Genomic DNA, 16985 nt, shown 5'->3' on the forward strand with positions numbered 1-16985 from the left:
ATAGGAACCATCAAAGATTCCAAATAATTGGCATTGACTATCAAACACACTGTTGAGTTCTCAAACAACCGACGCACACCCACAAGACCAGAACCCTTCGATTCCGACCCCGCCGGGGCAACCCCTCAAACTTACCAGATTCTTTCCGGCCGTTCCAACCGCCTGTTTTCCAGGTTTCGGACCGTCCGACTTTCATCGGCAAGCCCCACGAACGATGTCCGGGGCGCACGAATGCTAACCCGTTCTCGTAGTGAGTTCCAACCCCGGTCGGCCACCCGAGCTGCCCGGTGTCCCGGTCATGCTCTTCGGTGTCCGTCTCCCTGTCGGGCTGACGTCGTAGAACATTACACGCTCCACGGCACCCGGCCAACTCCGTCCGCGGTGACGCGGCGCACACGCCCTCCGGGCGCGCGAGAATCGTCGCGTGACCACCCCGCCGACCGCCGTCCCGCGCCCCGCGTCCGTCCTCGTCCGCCCCGCCCGCGCCGCCGAGGCGGCCCACGTCGCATGGCTCGCCGCCCTCACGTTCCCGCTCGCCTGCCCGCCCGGGACGCCGGTCGCCACCATGGCCGCGCACGTCGCCGCGCACCTCGCGCCGGCCGACTTCCGTGCGTGGGCCGTGTCCGACCGCCACGCGCTCCTGGTGGCGGTCGACGAGGCGGGCGGCAGGAGGGGCGCGACCTCCGACGACGTACCCCCGCTGCTCGGCTACGCGCTCGTGGCGTTCGGCGAGCCCGCCGGTGCCGAGGAGCGCGCGGTGCTCCGCGCCGTCGCGGGCCCAGGCCCGTACGCGGAGCTGTCCAAGATCTACGTGCACCCCGAGGCGCTGGGCGGGGGCGTCGCGGCGCACCTGCTCGACGGGGCCGCCGCCGCGGCCGCCGAGCTCGGGTCCGCGGCCGGCGTCGCCGCCCCGCTGTGGCTCGGCACCAACGGCCAGAACGTGCGGGCCCAGGCGTTCTACCGCAAGCACGGCTTCGAGGTCGCGGGCACGCGCACGTACGACGTCGGGGGCGTGCAGCACGACGACGTCGTCATGCTGCGTGCCACGGGCGAGCCCGGCACGGGAGCGCGCCCCTCGGCGTGACCCGGGCCGCCGGCGCGCCCGACGCACGTCGGGCGACGGTGCCCACGGCGGAACCTGTCGACCGGACCCCACCATTCGACGGTACGAGATCCATCTTTTGATTGCGGACCGTCAGAAGCCTCGCTAGCGTGGCGGCCGTCGGGGGCAGAGGGGCCCTCGACGTGGTGCTCGGCGCCGAGCACCGCCGACCTCGGGGAGCGACGATGCACCACGCCACAGCGGACCACCACCACCCGACCGGACGTACGGGCCTCTGGCTCGTCGGCGCGCACGGCTCGGTCGCCACGACGGCCACCCTCGGGCTGGCGGCGCTCTCCGAGGGGCACGCCCCCGCGACGGGCTGCGTCACCGCGGGTGCCGGGTTCGAGGACGTCCCGATGCCCGCGTTCGGCGACCTCGTCGTGGGCGGGCACGACCTCTCCCCCACGACGATGACGAAGCGCGCCGAGGGCCTCGTCGAGGCGGGCATGATCCCGCCGCGGCTCCTGGCCGCCACCCACCACGCGCTCGAGGTCGCGGACGCCGACGTCCGCACCGGCTACGACCCGGCCGAGCACCGGGGCAGCCAGCAGGACGCCGCCGACCGGCTCGCCACCGACATCACCGGGTTCCGCGAGCGCCACGGCCTCGCGCGGGTGGTGGTCGTCGACGTCTCGGCGACCGAGCCCCCGGTCACGCCGACCCGCGAGCACGACGACGTGGCCGCGCTGCGCACCGCGCTGACCGACCCGGGCCGCGCCGTGCTGCCGGCGTCGTCCGTCTCCGCGTACGCGGCGGTGCTCGCCGGCGCCCCGTACGCCGCGTTCACGCCGTCGGCGGGGATGTCCCTGCCGGCCCTCACCCGGCTGGCCACGGAGGCCGGGCTCCCCGTCGCGGGGCAGGACGGCAAGACCGGGCAGACCTGGCTGCGCACCGTCCTGGCGCCGGCCTTCACCGCCCGGGGCCTGCGCGTGCTGTCGTGGGCCGGCACCAACCTGCTCGGCGGCGGCGACGGCGCGACCCTGGCCGACCCCGAGGCCGCGCGCAGCAAGCTCGCCACGAAGACCCGCGGCCTGCACGACCTCACCGGCAGCGACGTCACGCCCCTGCACATCGACAACGTGCCCGACCTCGGCGACACGAAGGTCGCGTGGGACCACGTGCACGTCGAGGGGTTCCTCGGCTCGCGCCTGACCCTGCAGACCACGTGGAGCGCCTACGACTCCATGCTGGCCGCCCCCATGGTGCTCGACCTCGCCCGGCTCCTCGCCCTCGCCCACGCCGCCGGCGTCGCCGGCCCCGTCCCGGAGCTCGGGTTCTTCTTCAAGGACCCGTGGGCGTCCTCGGTGCACGACGCCGCGTCGCAGGCCGCCGACCTCGCCGCGTGGGCGGTGCGCGCGGCGGACCAGGCGCGCCGGTGACGCCCCGCGACGCCGCGGAGCTCGTCCGCGCCCCCGCGGCGCTGACGGTGCTCGGCGACACGCTCGCCGGCATGGCGTCGTCGCCCGGGCGCGGCCCCGCCCGCCGCCGGGTGCTCCTGCCCGTGGCGTCGGCGTGCCTGTACCTGGGCGGCATGGCGCTCAACGACTACGCCGACCGCGACCTGGACGCCGTCGAGCGGCCGGAGCGGCCGATCCCCTCGGGCCGGGTCACCCCCGGGCAGGCCCTGGCGACGGGCGCCGCCCTCACCGGCGCCGGCGTGACCCTGGCCGCGCTCGGCGGCGGGCGGGCCGCGCTGACCGTCGCCGTGCCCCTGGCCGCCTGCGTCCTGACCTACGACCTGGTCGCGAAGGACAGCCGGTCGGGGCCGCTCGTCATGGCCGCGTGCCGCGGCCTCGACGTGCTGCTCGGCGCGGCGCCGACCGGCGTGCGGCCCGCCCTGCCCGCGGCGGCCGCGCTCGCGGTGCACACCCTCGGCGTCACCGTGCTCTCCCGCGGGGAGGTGCACGGCACGACGACGGCGGTCGGGACGTCCGCCGCCGTCACCACCGCGGTCGTCGCCGCCGGGACGGCCGCGGCGGCGCTCGCCCGCCCCGGGACCGCCCCCGCCAGGGGGTGGGCCCGCGGGGGCGCGGTCGCGGCGGCGGCCGCGTACGCGGCCGCGTGCCTCCCCGGCCAGCTCCGGGCCGCCCAGGACCGCTCCGCCGGCGCGGCGCGGTCGGCGACGAGGGCGGGGATCCAAGCGATGGTGCCCCTCCAGGCCGCCTGGGCGCTGCGGGGCGGGCGCGTCGAGGCGGTGGCGCTCGCGGGGGCCTCGGCGGCCGCCACCGCGCTCCTGCGCCGGCGGGGCCGGGTGAGCATCACGTGACCGCGCCGACGCCGTCCCCCGGCTCGTCCGCCGGCTCGTCCGCCGACCCGTCCGCCGACCCGGCGGCGCGGCCCGGGTTCCGCCTCGGGTACGGCACCAACGGCTTCGGCGACCACCCGCTGCCGGCGGCCCTCGACGTGCTGGACGAGGTCGGGTACGACGCCGTCGCGCTCACCCTGGGGTTCCCCCACCTCGACCCGTTCGCGCACGACGCCGACGCACAGGTGGCCCGCGTCGCCGCGCGCCTCGCGCGCATGCGGGACGGCGCCGGGGCCGCCGTCGTCGTCGAGACCGGCACCCGCTACCTGCTCGACCCGTGGGTCAAGCACCGCCCCACCCTCGTCGACGCCGACGCCGACGTGCGGCTGCGGTACCTGGAGCGGGCCGTCGACGTGGCGGCCGCCCTGGACGCCCGCTGCGTCTCGTTCTTCTCCGGGATCCTGCCCGCCGGGGACCGCGCCTCCGACGGGTGGGCGCGGCTGCACGACCGCCTCCCCCGCCTGCTCGAGCACGCCCGCGAGCGCGGGGTGCGGATGTCGCTGGAGCCCGAGCCCGGGATGCTCGTCGAGACGGTCGCGGACGCGCTGCGGCTGCGCGCCGAGCTCGGTGCGGCCGGGGACGACCTGGGCCTCACGGTCGACGTCGGCCACTGCCTCGTGGTCGAGCCCGACGGGGTCGTCGGCGCCCTGCGCGCCGCCGCGCCGCACCTGGCCAACGTGCAGCTGGACGACATGCCCTCCACCCACCACGAGCACCGCCCCTTCGGGGAGGGCGAGATCGACCTGCCCCTGGTGCTCGCCACGCTGGCGGACCTCGGCTACTCCGGCGTCGCCGCCGTCGAGCTCCCCCGGCACTCCCACGACGCACCGGACCTCGCCCGCCGGAGCCTGACGGCGCTGCACGACGCGTGGCGGACGGCGTCCACGCGCGAGACGTCCACGACCACGGAGGTCCGACCATGACACCCACCCCCACCAGCGCGGCGACCGCGTGGCTCGAGCAGGCCCACGCGGACGTCGCGCGCGACCCCGACGCGGTCACGCGGGCGTTCGCGCTCGTCCCCCGCCGGGTGGGCCGAGCACCGCTGCACCCCGACGCCGACCCCACCGGCGTCGTGCGCGGCACCGTCGACGACGCGGCCCGGGCCGAGCTCGTCGTCACGCTCGCGGCCTCCTCCGGCGACGGGCTCGGCGACCGGCTCGCCGCCCTCTACCGCGGCGGGGACGCGGCCGAGCGCCGCGGCGTGCTGCGCGGCCTCGACGCCCTCGCGGCGCGTGGCGCGCCGGCGGACGACGTCGTCGCGACCGGCGTCGAGCTCGCCGCTGACGCCCTGCGGTCCAACGACCAGGCGCTCGTCGCCGCCGCCACCGGGACCTTCGGCTCGCGGTACCTCGACCAGCACGCCTGGCGGCACGCCGTCCTCAAGCTCGTCTTCATGGGCGTGAGCCTCGACGCCGTCGCCGACCTGGAGTCCCGCGCGGACCCCGAGCTCGCCCGCATGGCCACCGACTTCGCCGCGGAACGGCGGGCGGCCGGCCGGATCGTCCCCCCGGACGTCGACCGGCTGATCCCCACGACCACCACCCAGGAGTGAGCATGCGCATCCTCGACCCCCACATCCACATGACGAGCCGCACCACGGACGACTACGAGGCCATGTACGCCGCCGGCGTGCGCGTCGTCGTCGAGCCGGCGTTCTGGCTCGGCCAGCCGCGCACCTCGGTCGGGTCCTTCTGCGACTACTTCGACGCCCTCCTCGGCTGGGAACGGTTCCGGGCCGCGCAGTTCGGCATCCGGCACCACGCGACCATCGCGCTGAACCCGAAGGAGGCGAACGACCCGCGCTGCCGGGCGGTGCTCGACGAGATCCCGCGCTACCTGCTCAAGGACGGCGTCGTCGCCGTCGGCGAGGTCGGGTACGACTCCATGACCCCCGCCGAGGACGAGGTGTTCGCCGCCCAGCTGCAGCTCGCCCTCGACGCGGACCTCCCCGTCCTCGTGCACACCCCGCACCGGGACAAGCTCGCCGGCACCCGCCGCACGCTGGACGTGGTGCGCGAGTCCGGGCTGCCGCCCGAGCGGGTGCTCGTCGACCACCTCAACGAGACGAACGTCGCGATGGTGCGCGACGCCGGCTGCTGGGCCGGGTTCTCGATCTACCCGGACACGAAGATGGACGAGGGCCGGATGGTCGCCCTGCTGCGCGAGCACGGCACCGAGCGGATGATCGTGAACTCCGCCGCGGACTGGGGCCGCTCGGACCCGCTGAAGACCGCACGGACCGGGCGCGCGATGCTGGCCGACGGGTACACGCACGGCGACGTCGACCAGGTGCTCTGGCGCAACCCCGTGGCGTTCTACGAGCAGTCCGGGAACCTCGTGCTCGACCCCGTCCCCGGCTTCGTCCCCGGCGAGGCCGCGAGCGCCACGTTCGAGGGCTCCTCCGTCCTTCGCGGCGCACGGGTCTGAGGGGCGCGCGATGCTGCTCTCCTACTGCACCAACGTCCACCCCGCCGAGGACCTCGACGGCGTGCTCGACCAGCTGGCGCGCACCGCCGGGCCGGTGCGCGAGGCCGCCGGGCTCAAGACGCTCGGCGTCGGCCTCTGGCTCCCCGCCGCGCTGGCGCACCGGCTCGACCGGTCCCCCGAGGACCGCGAGCGGCTGCGCCGCGTGCTCGCCGAGCACCGGCTCGTGGTCCACACGCTCAACGCCTTCCCGTACGGGGGGTTCCACGACGAGGTGGTCAAGCACGCCGTCTACTCGCCCACCTGGGCCGAGCGGGCGCGCCTCAACTACGTGCTCGCGTGCGCCCGGGTGCTCGCCGACCTCCTGCCCGAGGGCGTCGACGGCTCGATCTCCACCCTGCCGCTGGCGTGGCGCGCGCCGTGGACGCCCGCGGACGACGACGAGGCCACCCGCGCGTTCGCCACCCTCTCCCGCGGCCTGCGCGACCTCGCGGACCGCACGGGCCGGACGGTCCGCGTCGCCGTCGAGCCCGAGCCCGGCTGCGTCCTCGACACCGTGGACGACGTCGTCGCCTGGCTCGCGGCCCGCACCGCGACCGACCTGCCGGCCGAGCGCCGCATCGACCCGGAGCTCGTCGGGGTCTGCCTCGACACGTGCCACCTCGCGGTGTCGTTCGCGGACCCGGCCGCCGCCGTCGCGCGCATCACGGACGCGGGCCTGCGCGTGGTCAAGGTCCAGGCGTCCGCGGCGCTGCACGTCGACGACCCGGCCGACCCCGGCGCGCGGGAGGCCGTCGCGCGGTTCGCCGAGACCCGGTACCTGCACCAGGTCCGCGAGCGCGGGGCCGACGGGGCGGTCGCCGGTGCCGACGACCTGCCGGAGGCCCTGGCCGGCCGCCTCCCGGCGCACGGGCCGTGGCGCGTGCACTTCCACGTGCCGCTGCACCACGCGCCCGCCGCCCCGCTGGCGGCCACCACCGACGTGCTCCGGGCGGCCGTCGCCGCCGTCGCGGCGGCGCCGCACGGCGACCGGGCGCACCTGGACGTCGAGACGTACACGTGGTCGGTGCTCCCCGCCGACGTCCGCCCCGACGGCCCGGCCGAGCTGGTCGCGGGCATCGCGGCGGAGCTGCGCTGGGCGCGCGACCACCTCGGCGGCGGGGCCGCCGAGCCGAGCACCACCCCCCTGAACGCGAGGAGCGTCGCATGAAGCCCGTCCTGCTGCTCGACGTCGTCGGGCTGACCGCCCGCGCCCTGGCGCACATGCCGCGCCTGCGCCGCCTGGCCGCCGGCGGCTGGTCCTCCGAGCTCGCCACGGTGCTGCCGGCCGTGACCTGCAGCGTCCAGTCCACCCTCCTCACCGGCCTGATGCCGGCGCAGCACGGGGCCGTCGGCAACGGGTGGTACTTCCGCGGCCTCGGCGACGTCCACCTGTGGCGCCAGCACAACCGGCTGGTGGCCGGGGAGAAGCTCTGGGAGGCCGGCCGCGCGGCCGACCCCGAGTACTCCGCCGCGAACGTGTGCTGGTGGTACGCGATGGGGATGACCACCGAGGTCACCGTCACGCCCCGGCCGATCTACCACGCCGACGGCCGCAAGTCGCCCGACGCGTACGTGCGCCCGGCCGCGCTGCACGACGAGCTCGTGGGCCGGTTCGGCGAGTTCCCGCTGTTCACCTACTGGGGGCCGACGGCGTCGATCGACTCGAGCCGCTGGATCATCGGCGCCACGGGCCACGTGCTCTCCGAGCGCGCCGACGACCTCACCCTGGCGTACGTGCCGCACCTCGACTACGACCTGCAGCGGTTCGGCCCCGACTCGCCGCAGGCCGACGCCGCGGCGGCCGAGCTCGACGCCGCCCTCACCCCGCTCCTCGACCAGGCGGAGGCCGACGGCGTGACCGTCGTGGTCGTGTCGGAGTACGGGATCGCGGGCGCGGACCGGCCGGTGCACCTCAACCGGCTGCTGCGCCGCGAGGGGCTGCTCCAGGTCTACGTGCAGGACGGGCGCGAGCAGCTCGACCCGTGGGCGTCCCGCGCGTTCGCCGTCGCGGACCATCAGGTCGCGCACGTGTACGTCGCCGACGAGTCCGACGTCCCGCGGGTCGCCGACCTGCTGCGCTCCGTCCCGGGCGTCGACGAGGTGCTCGACCGCCAGGCGCAGGCCCGGTACGGGCTCGACCACGAGCGCTCCGGCGAGCTCGTCGTCGTCGCGGAGCCCGGGGCCTGGTTCACGTACTACTTCTGGCTCGACGACGCGCGGGCCCCGGAGTACGCGCGGGGCGTCGACATCCACCGCAAGCCGGGCTACGACCCCGCGGAGCTGTTCTTCGACCCGGCGGACCCGCTCGCCAAGGCGAAGGCGGGGCTGAACCTGGTGAAGAAGAAGCTGGGGCTGCGGTACGCGATGAGCACCGTGCCCCTCGACCCGTCCTGCGTGCGCGGCACGCACGGCCGGCTGCCGACCTCCTCGGCGAACACCCCGCTCATCCTCTGCTCGGACGACGCTGTGCCCGCGTCGGTCGCCGCGCTCGTGGCGGCGGACGACCGGCAGGTGCCCGCCACCGCGGTCAAGGACCTCGTGCTGGAGCTCCAGGGGCACGCCGCGCTCACGGCGCGGTAGCGAGGCGCGGCCACCGGCCCGGACAGCAGTGCGGGACGCCACCCGGAGGTGGCGTCCCGCAGTGCTGTCGGCCGTTGGTCGACCGAGGCGAGGGTCAGCCCTTGGCGCGCAGCGCCAGGAGCGCGTCCGCGCTGCGGCCCGCGTTGCCGAGCGAGTCGAGCGCGTGCGGCGGCTCGGCGACCTGGGCGGCGTTGTCCTGCTCCCAGATCCCGTGCTGGCGGCCCGAGCCGCCGAGCGCGCCGAGGAACGCCTGGTAGTCGATGTCGCCCGCGCCGAACTCGACCATGTCGTAGCCCGCGCCCGACGCCGGGTTCGCCTTGCCGTCCTTGAGGTGGAACATCGGGTAGCGGGACCGGTGCGCGAGCACGTAGTCGACCGGGTCGAACCCCGGGTACCGGTGCTGGCCCACGAACGCCCAGTACACGTCCATCTCGAGGTAGACCGCCGCCGGGTCGGTGTTCTCGAGGAAGACGTCGTACAGCCGCACCGACGGGTCGTCGGTGGCGAACCCGAACTCGCCGTCGTGGTTGTGCTGGTAGAACTTCAGGCCGCGCGCGGCCGCGGCCGCCCCGAACCCGTTGAACTGCTCGGCGGCGGCGAGGTAGCCGCCCACGGTCCGGTTCCCCGTGGGGGCGTCCGCCGTCCCGACGTGGGCCATGCCCAGGGTCTGGGCGATGTCGAGCTCGGCCTCCAGGTTCCTGCTGTAGTCGCCGATCCCGCGGTGCGAGCCGACGGCGACCAGGCCGTTGTCGTCGAGCAGCACCCGGATCTCCTCCGGCGTGATGGCGCCGACGGAGCCCTGCGTGTAGCCGGCGAACTCCACCTCGGCGTACCCCAGCGCGGAGAGCCGCTCGAACACCGTGCGGAAGCCGAGCGAGGACACCTTGTCGCGGATGGAGTACAGCTGGATGCCCAGCTTGCCCGGCGGCACCAGGCGTCGCCCGGGCGGCGGCGTCCCCGCCGCGAGCGCCGGCGCGGCGCCGCCGACCACGGCCGCCCCCACGGCGACGGTGGAGCCCGCGAGGCGGAGGAACGTCCTGCGGTCGACCTCGGAACGGATGCTCATGGTGATCTCCCTCGATCAGTGCGGCATGCGGTCTGTGCGGTCATGCGTCGTGCGGGGTCAGCGGTCGCGCACGGTCATCTCGTCGAGAACGCGGCGTCGAACGCTGCCTCGGGGGCGTCGAACGCGAGGCGCCGCACCAGCTCCAGCGCCTCGGGCGCGCCGACGAGCCGGTCCATGCCGGCGTCCTCCCACTCGATCGAGATGGGCCCGGCGTAGCCGATCGTGTTGAGCATCCGGAACGCGTCCTCCCAGGGCACGTCGCCGTGCCCCGTCGAGATGAAGTCCCACCCGCGCCGCGGGTCCGCCCACGGCAGGTGCGACGACAGGCGCCCGTTGCGGCCGTTGCCCATCCGCTTCTTCGTGTCCTTGCAGTCCACGTGGTAGATGCGGTCCTTGAAGTCCCACAGGAAGCTCACCGGGTCCAGGTCCTGCCACACCATGTGCGACGGGTCCCAGTTGAGGCCGAACGCCTCGCGGTGCCCGATCGCCTCGAGGGTGCGGACCGTGGTCCAGTAGTCGTAGGCGATCTCGCTGGGGTGCACCTCGTGCGCGAAGCGCACGCCCTCGTCGTCGAAGACGTCGAGGATCGGGTTCCAGCGGTCGGCGAAGTCCTGGTACCCGGCCTCGACCATGGCCTCCGACGCCGGCGGGAACATCGCCACGTACTTCCAGATCGACGACCCGGTGAAGCCGACGACGGTGTCGACGCCGAGCCGCCGCGCCAGGCGCGCGGTGTGCTTCATCTCCTCGGCGGCTCGCTGGCGCACGCCCTCCGGGTCGCCGTCGCCCCACACGACGTCCGGCAGGATGTCGCGGTGCCGCTCGTCGATCGGGTCGTCGCAGACGGCCTGGCCCTTGAGGTGGTTGGAGATGGCGTACACCTTCAACCCGTGCCGCTCCAGCAGGTCGAGCCGGGACTGGACGTACGCGTCGTCGTCCCACCGCCACGGGTCGAGGTGGTCACCCCAGCAGGCGAGCTCGAGGCCGTCGTAGCCCCAGCCCGACGCCAGCCGCGCCACCTCCTCCAGCGGCAGGTCGGCCCACTGGCCCGTGAACAGCGTGATCGGTCGTGCCATCGTGATTCCTCTCGATCTCAGCGAGCTCTCGGTCTCAGCGGGTCGGGGAGGTGCTACCGCCCGGACGGCGCCGGCGCCGCGGCGGGGGCGTCCTCCCCCAGGCGGACCCACCCGCCCTCGGCGGCGGAGCTGCGCTCGACGGCGTCGAGCACCCGCTGCACGGCGAGGCCGTCGGCGAACGACGGGGTCGGCTGGCGGCCGGCCGCGAGGTCCCCGACGAGGTCGACGACCTGGTGGGTGAACGCGTGCTCGTACCCGAGGCCGTGGCCCGGGGGCCACCAGTGCCCGCCGTACGGGTGGACGGGCTCGGTGACGACGATGCGGCGGAAGCCCGCCACCTCGGCGTCGTCCGAGGCGTCGAAGAAGTGCAGGAGGTTCATGTCCTCGAAGTCGAAGGCGAGCGAGCCGCGGGTGCCGTTCACCTCGAGCCGGATGGCGTTCTTGCGGCCCCAGGCGAAGCGCGTCGCCTCGAAGCTCGCGAGCCCCCCGCCCGCGAGCCGGCCGAAGAACACGGCCGCGTCGTCCACCGTCACCGGGCCGGTCCCCTCGCCCGCCTCCCCCGACAGGCCGGAGAACGACGCCGGCAGCGGCCGCTCGCGGACGAACGTCTCGAGCATCCCGGCCACGCCGACCAGCTGCTCCCCCGTGACGAACTGGGCGAGGTCGACGACGTGCGCCCCGATGTCGCCCAGCGCCCCCGAGCCGGCCTTCTCCTTGTCGAGCCGCCACGACAGGGGCGCCTCCGGGTCGGACAGCCAGTCCTGGAGGTACTGGGCGCGCACGTGCCGCACCTCGCCGATCCGACCCTCGGCGACGAGACGCCGCGCGAGCTGGATCGCGGGCACGCGGCGGTAGGTGAACCCCACCGCCGCGCGCACCCCGCGCTCGGCCGCCGCCTCGGCGGCCCGGACCATCTCCTCCGCCTCCGCCACCGAGTTGGCGAGCGGCTTCTCGCACAGCACGTGCTTGCCCGCCTCGAGCGCCGCGACGGCGATCTCGGCGTGCGTGTCGCCCGGCGTGCACACGTCGACGAGGTCGACGTCGTCGCGCGCCAGCAGCTCGCGCCAGTCCGTGACGGCGTCGTCCCAGCCGAGCCGGTCCGCCGCCTCCCGCACCCCGTCGGCGCTGCGGCCCGCCACGACCCGCATCCGCGGAGCGAGCGGGAGGTCGAAGAACCGCGGCGCCGTGCGCCACGCGTGCGAGTGCGCGGCCCCCATGAACGCGTACCCGACCATCCCGACTCCCAGCGTGGGCGTGCCCCCTGCCGTGGCGTGCTCGCTCATCGAGCGACCTCCTTACGTGGTGCGGATCGTGACGTGCCGGCAGGTCAGGAACGGAAGCCGATCGACTTGTACTGCTCGACGTTGTCCTTGGTGACGACGGGCGCGTACAGCTGCGTGGTGCGCGGCACGCCGGCCGAGACCAGGTCGCCCATGCTCTTGTCGTGCACCACGAGCCGGGCCAGCTTGATGCCGTCGGCGGCCTGCGTGGACGGGTAGACGACCGTGGCCTGGAGCACGGAGTCGCCGGCCTCGATGTGCTCCATGACGTCGAGCGAGCCCGCCCCGCCGACCATGAAGAACTCGTCGCGGTCCGCGTTCTCGATGGCGGCCAGGACGCCGACGCCCTGGTCGTCGTCGTGGTTCCAGATCGCGTCGATCTTCGGCTGCGCCTGGAGCAGGTTCGACGTGGCCGTCTCGCCGCCCTGGACGGTGAAGTCCGCGGCGACGCGGGCGTCGACGTCGAGGCCGCAGTCGGCCAGGGCGTCCTTGAACCCCTTGCTGCGGTCCTGGGTGAGCGGCAGCGAGTCGATGCCGGCGATCTCGGCGACGACGGCGTCGGGCTTGTCGCCGAGCTGCTCGCAGATGTAGGTGCCGGCGCTCACGCCCATGCCGTAGTTGTCGCCGAGCACGGTGGCACGGGCCGCGAACGGGCTGGAGAACTCACGGTCCACGTTGATCACGGGGATGCCCGCGTCCATCGCCTTCTTGGCGACCTCGGTGAGCGCCGCGCCGTCGAACGGCAGGAGCACGATCGCGTCGACCTTGTCGTTGATGAACTGCTCGACCTGGCTGATCTGGACGTTGACGTCGTTGGTGGCCTCGGCCTGGCGGAGCTCGACGTCCTCGTACTGCTCGGCGGTGTCGACCGCCGACTTGGTGATGGCGCCCATCCAGCCGTGGTCGGCGGCGGGGGCGGAGAAGCCGATGACGACCTTCTCCCCGGGCTCGTCGTTGCCCTCGGCGGCGACCTGCGGGGCGGCCGAGGTCGTGTCCTCGGGCGGCTCGTTGCTGGTGCAGCCGGCGGCGAGAAGGACGGCGGTGGTGGCCACGGCGGCGAGCGCGACGGTGCGCCCGCGGCGGTGGAGACGCCCCAGCTCGGTGCGTGCGGACATGTGATCATCCTCGATTCGGTCCGGCCCTGCCGGGCGGAGGGCCCGGTGCGGGTGGTGCGGGTGGTGCAGGGGGTGCGAGCGATGCAGGAGGTACGGGGGTGCGGCGGCCGCGGACGTCAGGTCGACGTCGAGCGCCTGGCGAAGCGCTGCTGGATCAGCACGGCGGCCACGATGATCGCGCCCTTGGCGACGTTCTGGGCGGAGATCGACAGGTTGTTGATCGTGAAGACGTTGGTGAGCGTCGCGAAGATGAGGACGCCGATCACGGTGCCGACGATCGTGCCGCGGCCGCCGATGAGGAGGGTGCCGCCGACGACCACCGCGGCGATCACCTCGAGCTCGTAGTACAGGCCGTTCGTCGAGCTTCCCGCGGTGGTGCGGCCGAGCATCATGACGCCCGCGATGCCGGAGGTCAGCCCAGACAGCCCGTAGAGGTACAGCAGGTGGCGCTGCACCTTGATGCCGGCGAGGCGCGACGCCTCGACGTTGCCGCCCACGGCCACGGTGCGACGCCCGAACGTGGTGCGGTTGAACAGGAACCAGCCCGCCACGGCGACGACGACGAACACCCAGACCAGCACGGGCACGCCGATGACGTCCGCGCGGAAGAAGTCGAGGAAGCCACCGACCTTCACGACCTGCGTCTGCCGGCCGGAGATCATCTCGGCGAGGCCGCGGGCGGCGATCATCATCGCGAGGGTGGCGATGAACGCCACCACCTTGCCGTACGCGATGATCACGCCGTTGATGAGGCCGGCCACCGTGCCCACCACGAGCGCCGTGAGGACCATGATCGACCAGTGCGTGTTCTCGGCCATCGTCTGCGTGGCGAGCGTGCTGGCCCACACGGAGGAGAGGCCGACAAGCGACCCCACGGAGAGGTCGATGCCGCCGGCCGTGATGACGAACGTCATCCCGATGGCCAGCACGCCGGTCACCGACGCGAGCCGGAGGATGGTCATGGTGTTGTCGATGCTGGCGAAGCGCTCGCCGCCCGTGATCACGCCGACGACGGCGAGGAGGACGAGGGCCACGACCAGCCCGATCGTGCGGCCGGCGGAGCCGGACAACCACGAGGTGCGCGACGCCTCCGCGGGCGGCGCTGCGGCCTGGGTGCTCATGCGGCGGTTCCTTCCATGACGAGGTCGAGCACGCGGTGCTCGTCGATGTCCTGCGCCGGTGCACGGTGCACGACGCGTCCTTCGGAGACCACGAGCACGTGGTCGGCGAGCCCCAGGACCTCCGGGATCTCGCTCGAGACGACGACCACCGCCGTCCCGGCGTCGGCGAGCCGGCGCACCAGGGCGTACAGCTCGGAGCGCGCGCCCACGTCGACGCCCCGGGTGGGCTCGTCGAGGAGGAGCACGTCGACGCCGTGCACCACCCAGCGGCCGAACATGGCCTTCTGCTGGTTGCCGCCGGACAGGGTGCGGATGGCCCGGTCGACGTCGGCGGGCCGCAGGTCGAGGGCCGCGACCTGCTCGCGCGCCGCCGCGCGCTCCGCGCGCTCGTCCAGCCAGCCGCCGTGGGCGAGGCGGGCGAACGTCGACAGGGTGACGTTCCGGTAGACCGGCTGGTCGAGCACGAGCCCCTGGCTCTTGCGCTCCTCGGGGCACAGGCCGATGCCGGCGTCCACCGCGGCGGCGACCGAGCCGGCCCGCAGGCGGCGCCCGTTGACCGTGACCGTGCCCGCGGTGCGCCGCCGGGCGCCGTAGAGCGTCTCGAGGATCTCCGAGCGGCCGGCGCCGACGAGCCCCGCGAGCCCGACGATCTCGCCGGCCCGCACCTGGAAGGACACGTCCTCGAACGTGCTGCCGAGGGCGAGACCCTCGACGTCGAGCACGACGGGGGCGTCGTCGGGGACGCCCGGCCGCTGCGGGAACGCGTACTCGACGGCGCGGCCGGTCATGAGGTGGATGAGCTCGGGGGTCGGCGTCGTGGCGGGGAGGTTGCGGCCCACCGTGCGCCCGTCCTTGAGGACCGTGATGCGGTCGCCGATCTCGCGGATCTCCTCCATCCGGTGCGAGATGTACACGACCGCGACGCCCTGCGCGGTGAGCTCGCGCACCACCCGGAAGAGGTTCTGCACCTCGCCCGCGTCGAGCACGGCGGACGGCTCGTCCATGACGATGACGCGCGCGTCGTGGGACAGCGCCCGCGCCATGGAGACCACCTGCTTGCCCGCCGCCGACAGCATGCCGACCTCGCGGTGCGGGGAGATCTCCGGGTGGCCGAGGCGGCGGAGCAGCTCGCGGGTGCGTCGCGTGACCTCGCGCCGCTGCGTGAACCCGCCGCTGGCGAGCTCGTGGCCGAGGAAGACGTTCTCCGCGACGGTGAGCCCGTCGACGACGTCGAGCTCCTGGTAGATCGTGGCGACGCCGAGCCGCAGGGCCGCGACGGGGTGCGGGATGACCGTCTCCTCGCCGTCGAGCACGATCCGGCCCGCGGTGGGCTGGTGGGCGCCGGCGAGCACCTTGATGAGGGTGGACTTGCCGGCTCCGTTCTGGCCGAGCAGGCAGTGCACCTCGCCGGCGACGATGTCGATGTCGACGCCGTCGAGCGCCTTCGCGCCCGGGAAGTGCTTGACGATGCCCTCCATGCGGAGCAGGGGGGCGTCGGGACTCGTGGACGGCGTGCCGGGAGCCGTGTCGGTGCCCGCGGTGTGGGCGGGCTCTCGGCGGGGCTGCGGTGCCTCTGGGGGGTCTGCGTCGACCATGTGCCACAACCTAGGGCGGCTTTTGCCGATCGTCAAGCAAAAGTAGTGGGTTAATCATCATGATTGACTGTGCCCATGGAGGAACTGCTGAAATTCGCGCCCCGACCGACGGGTGCGGGGCACATGTTTCAGATGCTGCGCGACCGCGAGCCGCGCACCCGAGCCGACCTGGCCGCCGCCACGGGGCAGGCACGATCGACGATCGCCGCGCGGATCGACCTCCTCATGGCGGCGGGCCTGATCGTGCCGGCCGGGGAGGCGACGTCCACCGGCGGGCGGCCCCCGGCGACCTTCGCCTTCAACCCCGCCGCCAAGGCGGTGCTCGCGGTCGACCTCGGGGCGACGCACGCCCGGATCGCGCTCACCGACCTCGCCGGCCAGATCCTGGCGGAGGCCGACGCCCCGCTGGCCATCGCCGAGGGCCCCGACGCCGTCCTGGGCTGGGTCGCCGAGCAGGGCGACGCCCTGCTCGCCTCCTCGGGGTGGGGCCACGACCGGCTCGCGGGGGTCGGCGTCGGCCTGCCCGGGCCGGTCGAGCACTCCACCGGTCACCCGATCATGCCGCCGATCATGCCGGCCTGGGACCACGTGGACGCCCCCGGGATCCTGCGCCGGCACTTCGACGCGCCCGTCCTCGTCGACAACGACGTCAACGTCATGGCCCTCGGCGAGCACCGCACGGCGTGGCCGAACGTCTCCGACCTCCTCTTCGTCAAGGTCGCGACCGGCATCGGCTCGGGCATCGTCGCGGACGGCACGCTGACCCGCGGCGCGCAGGGCGCGGCCGGCGACATCGGGCACATCGCGGTGATGGGCGCCGAGGAGGTGCCGTGCCGGTGCGGCAACTTCGGCTGCCTCGAGGCCATCGCGAGCGGTCAGGCGGTCGCGGACAAGCTCCGCGGCGAGGGCCTGGACGCGCACCGCGGCAGCGACGTCATCCACCTCGTGCGCTCCGGCAACCTCGCGGCCAGCGCCGCCGTGCGGCAGGCCGGGCGCGACATCGGGATCGTGCTCGCGGCGTGCGTGAGCATGCTCAACCCGTCCCTCATCGTCATCGGCGGCGTCCTCGCCGACGCCGGGGAGCACCTCATCGCCGGGATCCGCGAGGTCGTCTACCGGCGCTCGCTCCCCCTGGCGACGCAGCACCTGCGCATCGTGACGTCGGAGACCGGCGGCAAGGCCGGCGTGCTCGGGGCGAGCGCCATGGTGGTGGACCACGTGCTCTCGCCGGAGGCGATCGACGCCATCGCGGGGGCCGTCTGACCACAGGGTC

The 16985-nt window shown here is 74.4% G+C and carries 15 protein-coding genes; 9 read left to right on the forward strand and 6 right to left on the reverse strand.

Translation table 11 applies throughout. From position 1 onward, the window contains the following. Positions 1 to 424 precede the first annotated feature (424 nt). The 8 genes from ACFU5J_RS16100 (at position 425) to ACFU5J_RS16135 (ending at position 8459) form a co-directional block, all read left to right on the forward strand. Positions 425 to 1084 (forward strand): GNAT family N-acetyltransferase, encoded by a 660-nt coding sequence (locus tag ACFU5J_RS16100; protein WP_430579385.1) that lies wholly within the window; start codon positions 425 to 427, stop codon positions 1082 to 1084. Between the two features lie 203 nt (positions 1085 to 1287). Continuing rightward, positions 1288 to 2484, forward strand: coding sequence for an inositol-3-phosphate synthase (locus ACFU5J_RS16105; RefSeq protein WP_430579386.1), 1197 nt, complete (start codon positions 1288 to 1290; stop codon positions 2482 to 2484). Then, the gene (locus ACFU5J_RS16110; protein ID WP_430579387.1) at positions 2481 to 3371 is read left to right on the forward strand and encodes an SCO3242 family prenyltransferase; all 891 of its coding nucleotides are present in this window, start codon (positions 2481 to 2483) and stop codon (positions 3369 to 3371) included. The genes ACFU5J_RS16105 and ACFU5J_RS16110 overlap by 4 nt, the downstream gene beginning before the upstream one ends. Then, positions 3368 to 4333, forward strand: a complete 966-nt coding sequence (locus ACFU5J_RS16115; protein ID WP_430579388.1) for a sugar phosphate isomerase/epimerase family protein — start codon at positions 3368 to 3370, stop codon at positions 4331 to 4333. Before ACFU5J_RS16110 ends, ACFU5J_RS16115 begins: the two co-directional genes overlap by 4 nt. Then, positions 4330 to 4965, forward strand: a complete 636-nt coding sequence (locus tag ACFU5J_RS16120; RefSeq protein ID WP_430579389.1) for an EboA domain-containing protein — start codon at positions 4330 to 4332, stop codon at positions 4963 to 4965. The genes ACFU5J_RS16115 and ACFU5J_RS16120 overlap by 4 nt, the downstream gene beginning before the upstream one ends. 2 nt (positions 4966 to 4967) lie before the next feature. Continuing rightward, entirely contained in the window at positions 4968 to 5840 is an 873-nt protein-coding gene (locus ACFU5J_RS16125; RefSeq protein ID WP_430579390.1) for a TatD family hydrolase, read from the forward strand. A gap of 10 nt (positions 5841 to 5850) precedes the next feature. Next, complete coding sequence (gene eboE / locus ACFU5J_RS16130; RefSeq protein WP_430579391.1) at positions 5851 to 7047, forward strand: metabolite traffic protein EboE; 1197 nt, start codon at positions 5851 to 5853, stop codon at positions 7045 to 7047. Then, a complete protein-coding gene (locus ACFU5J_RS16135; RefSeq protein ID WP_430579392.1) occupies positions 7044 to 8459 on the forward strand; it encodes an alkaline phosphatase family protein in 1416 nt (471 codons plus the stop codon). The genes eboE and ACFU5J_RS16135 overlap by 4 nt, the downstream gene beginning before the upstream one ends. A 94-nt stretch (positions 8460 to 8553) precedes the next feature. On the opposite strand, the gene ACFU5J_RS16140 is transcribed toward ACFU5J_RS16135, so the two are convergent. From ACFU5J_RS16140 to ACFU5J_RS16165, 6 genes are all read right to left on the reverse strand, one after another. Continuing rightward, entirely contained in the window at positions 8554 to 9525 is a 972-nt protein-coding gene (locus ACFU5J_RS16140; RefSeq protein WP_430577369.1) for a sugar phosphate isomerase/epimerase family protein, read from the reverse strand. Positions 9526 to 9599: 74 nt separating this feature from the next. Further along, positions 9600 to 10601: a sugar phosphate isomerase/epimerase family protein gene (locus tag ACFU5J_RS16145; protein ID WP_430577368.1), complete on the reverse strand. Its 1002-nt coding sequence runs from the start codon at positions 10599 to 10601 to the stop codon at positions 9600 to 9602. A gap of 53 nt (positions 10602 to 10654) precedes the next feature. Next, complete coding sequence (locus tag ACFU5J_RS16150; RefSeq protein WP_430577367.1) at positions 10655 to 11884, reverse strand: Gfo/Idh/MocA family protein; 1230 nt, start codon at positions 11882 to 11884, stop codon at positions 10655 to 10657. Positions 11885 to 11928: 44 nt separating this feature from the next. Further along, complete coding sequence (locus tag ACFU5J_RS16155) at positions 11929 to 12996, reverse strand: substrate-binding domain-containing protein (protein WP_430577366.1); 1068 nt, start codon at positions 12994 to 12996, stop codon at positions 11929 to 11931. A 116-nt stretch (positions 12997 to 13112) separates the two neighbouring features. Continuing rightward, positions 13113 to 14117: an ABC transporter permease gene (locus ACFU5J_RS16160; RefSeq protein WP_430579393.1), complete on the reverse strand. Its 1005-nt coding sequence runs from the start codon at positions 14115 to 14117 to the stop codon at positions 13113 to 13115. Then, positions 14114 to 15595: a sugar ABC transporter ATP-binding protein gene (locus tag ACFU5J_RS16165; RefSeq protein ID WP_430577364.1), complete on the reverse strand. Its 1482-nt coding sequence runs from the start codon at positions 15593 to 15595 to the stop codon at positions 14114 to 14116. The genes ACFU5J_RS16160 and ACFU5J_RS16165 overlap by 4 nt, the downstream gene beginning before the upstream one ends. A 240-nt stretch (positions 15596 to 15835) precedes the next feature. On the opposite strand from ACFU5J_RS16165, the gene ACFU5J_RS16170 reads away from it, so the two are divergent. Further along, complete coding sequence (locus ACFU5J_RS16170) at positions 15836 to 16975, forward strand: ROK family protein (RefSeq protein ID WP_430579394.1); 1140 nt, start codon at positions 15836 to 15838, stop codon at positions 16973 to 16975. Positions 16976 to 16985 lie beyond the last annotated feature (10 nt).

Origin of the sequence: Isoptericola sp. NPDC057559, from assembly GCF_042801555.1 — a bacterium.
In the GTDB taxonomy this organism is placed as follows: domain Bacteria; phylum Actinomycetota; class Actinomycetes; order Actinomycetales; family Cellulomonadaceae; genus Isoptericola.

Coding starts and splice junctions, on each gene's coding strand:
- ACFU5J_RS16105 (WP_430579386.1), top strand. CDS start 1,288: ATGCACCACGCCACAGCGGACCACCACCACCCGACCGGACGTACGGGC.
- ACFU5J_RS16120 (WP_430579389.1), top strand. CDS start 4,330: ATGACACCCACCCCCACCAGCGCGGCGACCGCGTGGCTCGAGCAGGCC.
- ACFU5J_RS16125 (WP_430579390.1), top strand. CDS start 4,968: ATGCGCATCCTCGACCCCCACATCCACATGACGAGCCGCACCACGGAC.
- eboE (WP_430579391.1), top strand. CDS start 5,851: ATGCTGCTCTCCTACTGCACCAACGTCCACCCCGCCGAGGACCTCGAC.
- ACFU5J_RS16135 (WP_430579392.1), top strand. CDS start 7,044: ATGAAGCCCGTCCTGCTGCTCGACGTCGTCGGGCTGACCGCCCGCGCC.
- ACFU5J_RS16140 (WP_430577369.1), bottom strand. CDS start 9,525: ATGAGCATCCGTTCCGAGGTCGACCGCAGGACGTTCCTCCGCCTCGCG.
- ACFU5J_RS16145 (WP_430577368.1), bottom strand. CDS start 10,601: ATGGCACGACCGATCACGCTGTTCACGGGCCAGTGGGCCGACCTGCCG.
- ACFU5J_RS16150 (WP_430577367.1), bottom strand. CDS start 11,884: ATGAGCGAGCACGCCACGGCAGGGGGCACGCCCACGCTGGGAGTCGGG.
- ACFU5J_RS16155 (WP_430577366.1), bottom strand. CDS start 12,996: ATGTCCGCACGCACCGAGCTGGGGCGTCTCCACCGCCGCGGGCGCACC.
- ACFU5J_RS16160 (WP_430579393.1), bottom strand. CDS start 14,117: ATGAGCACCCAGGCCGCAGCGCCGCCCGCGGAGGCGTCGCGCACCTCG.
- ACFU5J_RS16165 (WP_430577364.1), bottom strand. CDS start 15,595: ATGGAGGGCATCGTCAAGCACTTCCCGGGCGCGAAGGCGCTCGACGGC.
- ACFU5J_RS16170 (WP_430579394.1), top strand. CDS start 15,836: ATGTTTCAGATGCTGCGCGACCGCGAGCCGCGCACCCGAGCCGACCTG.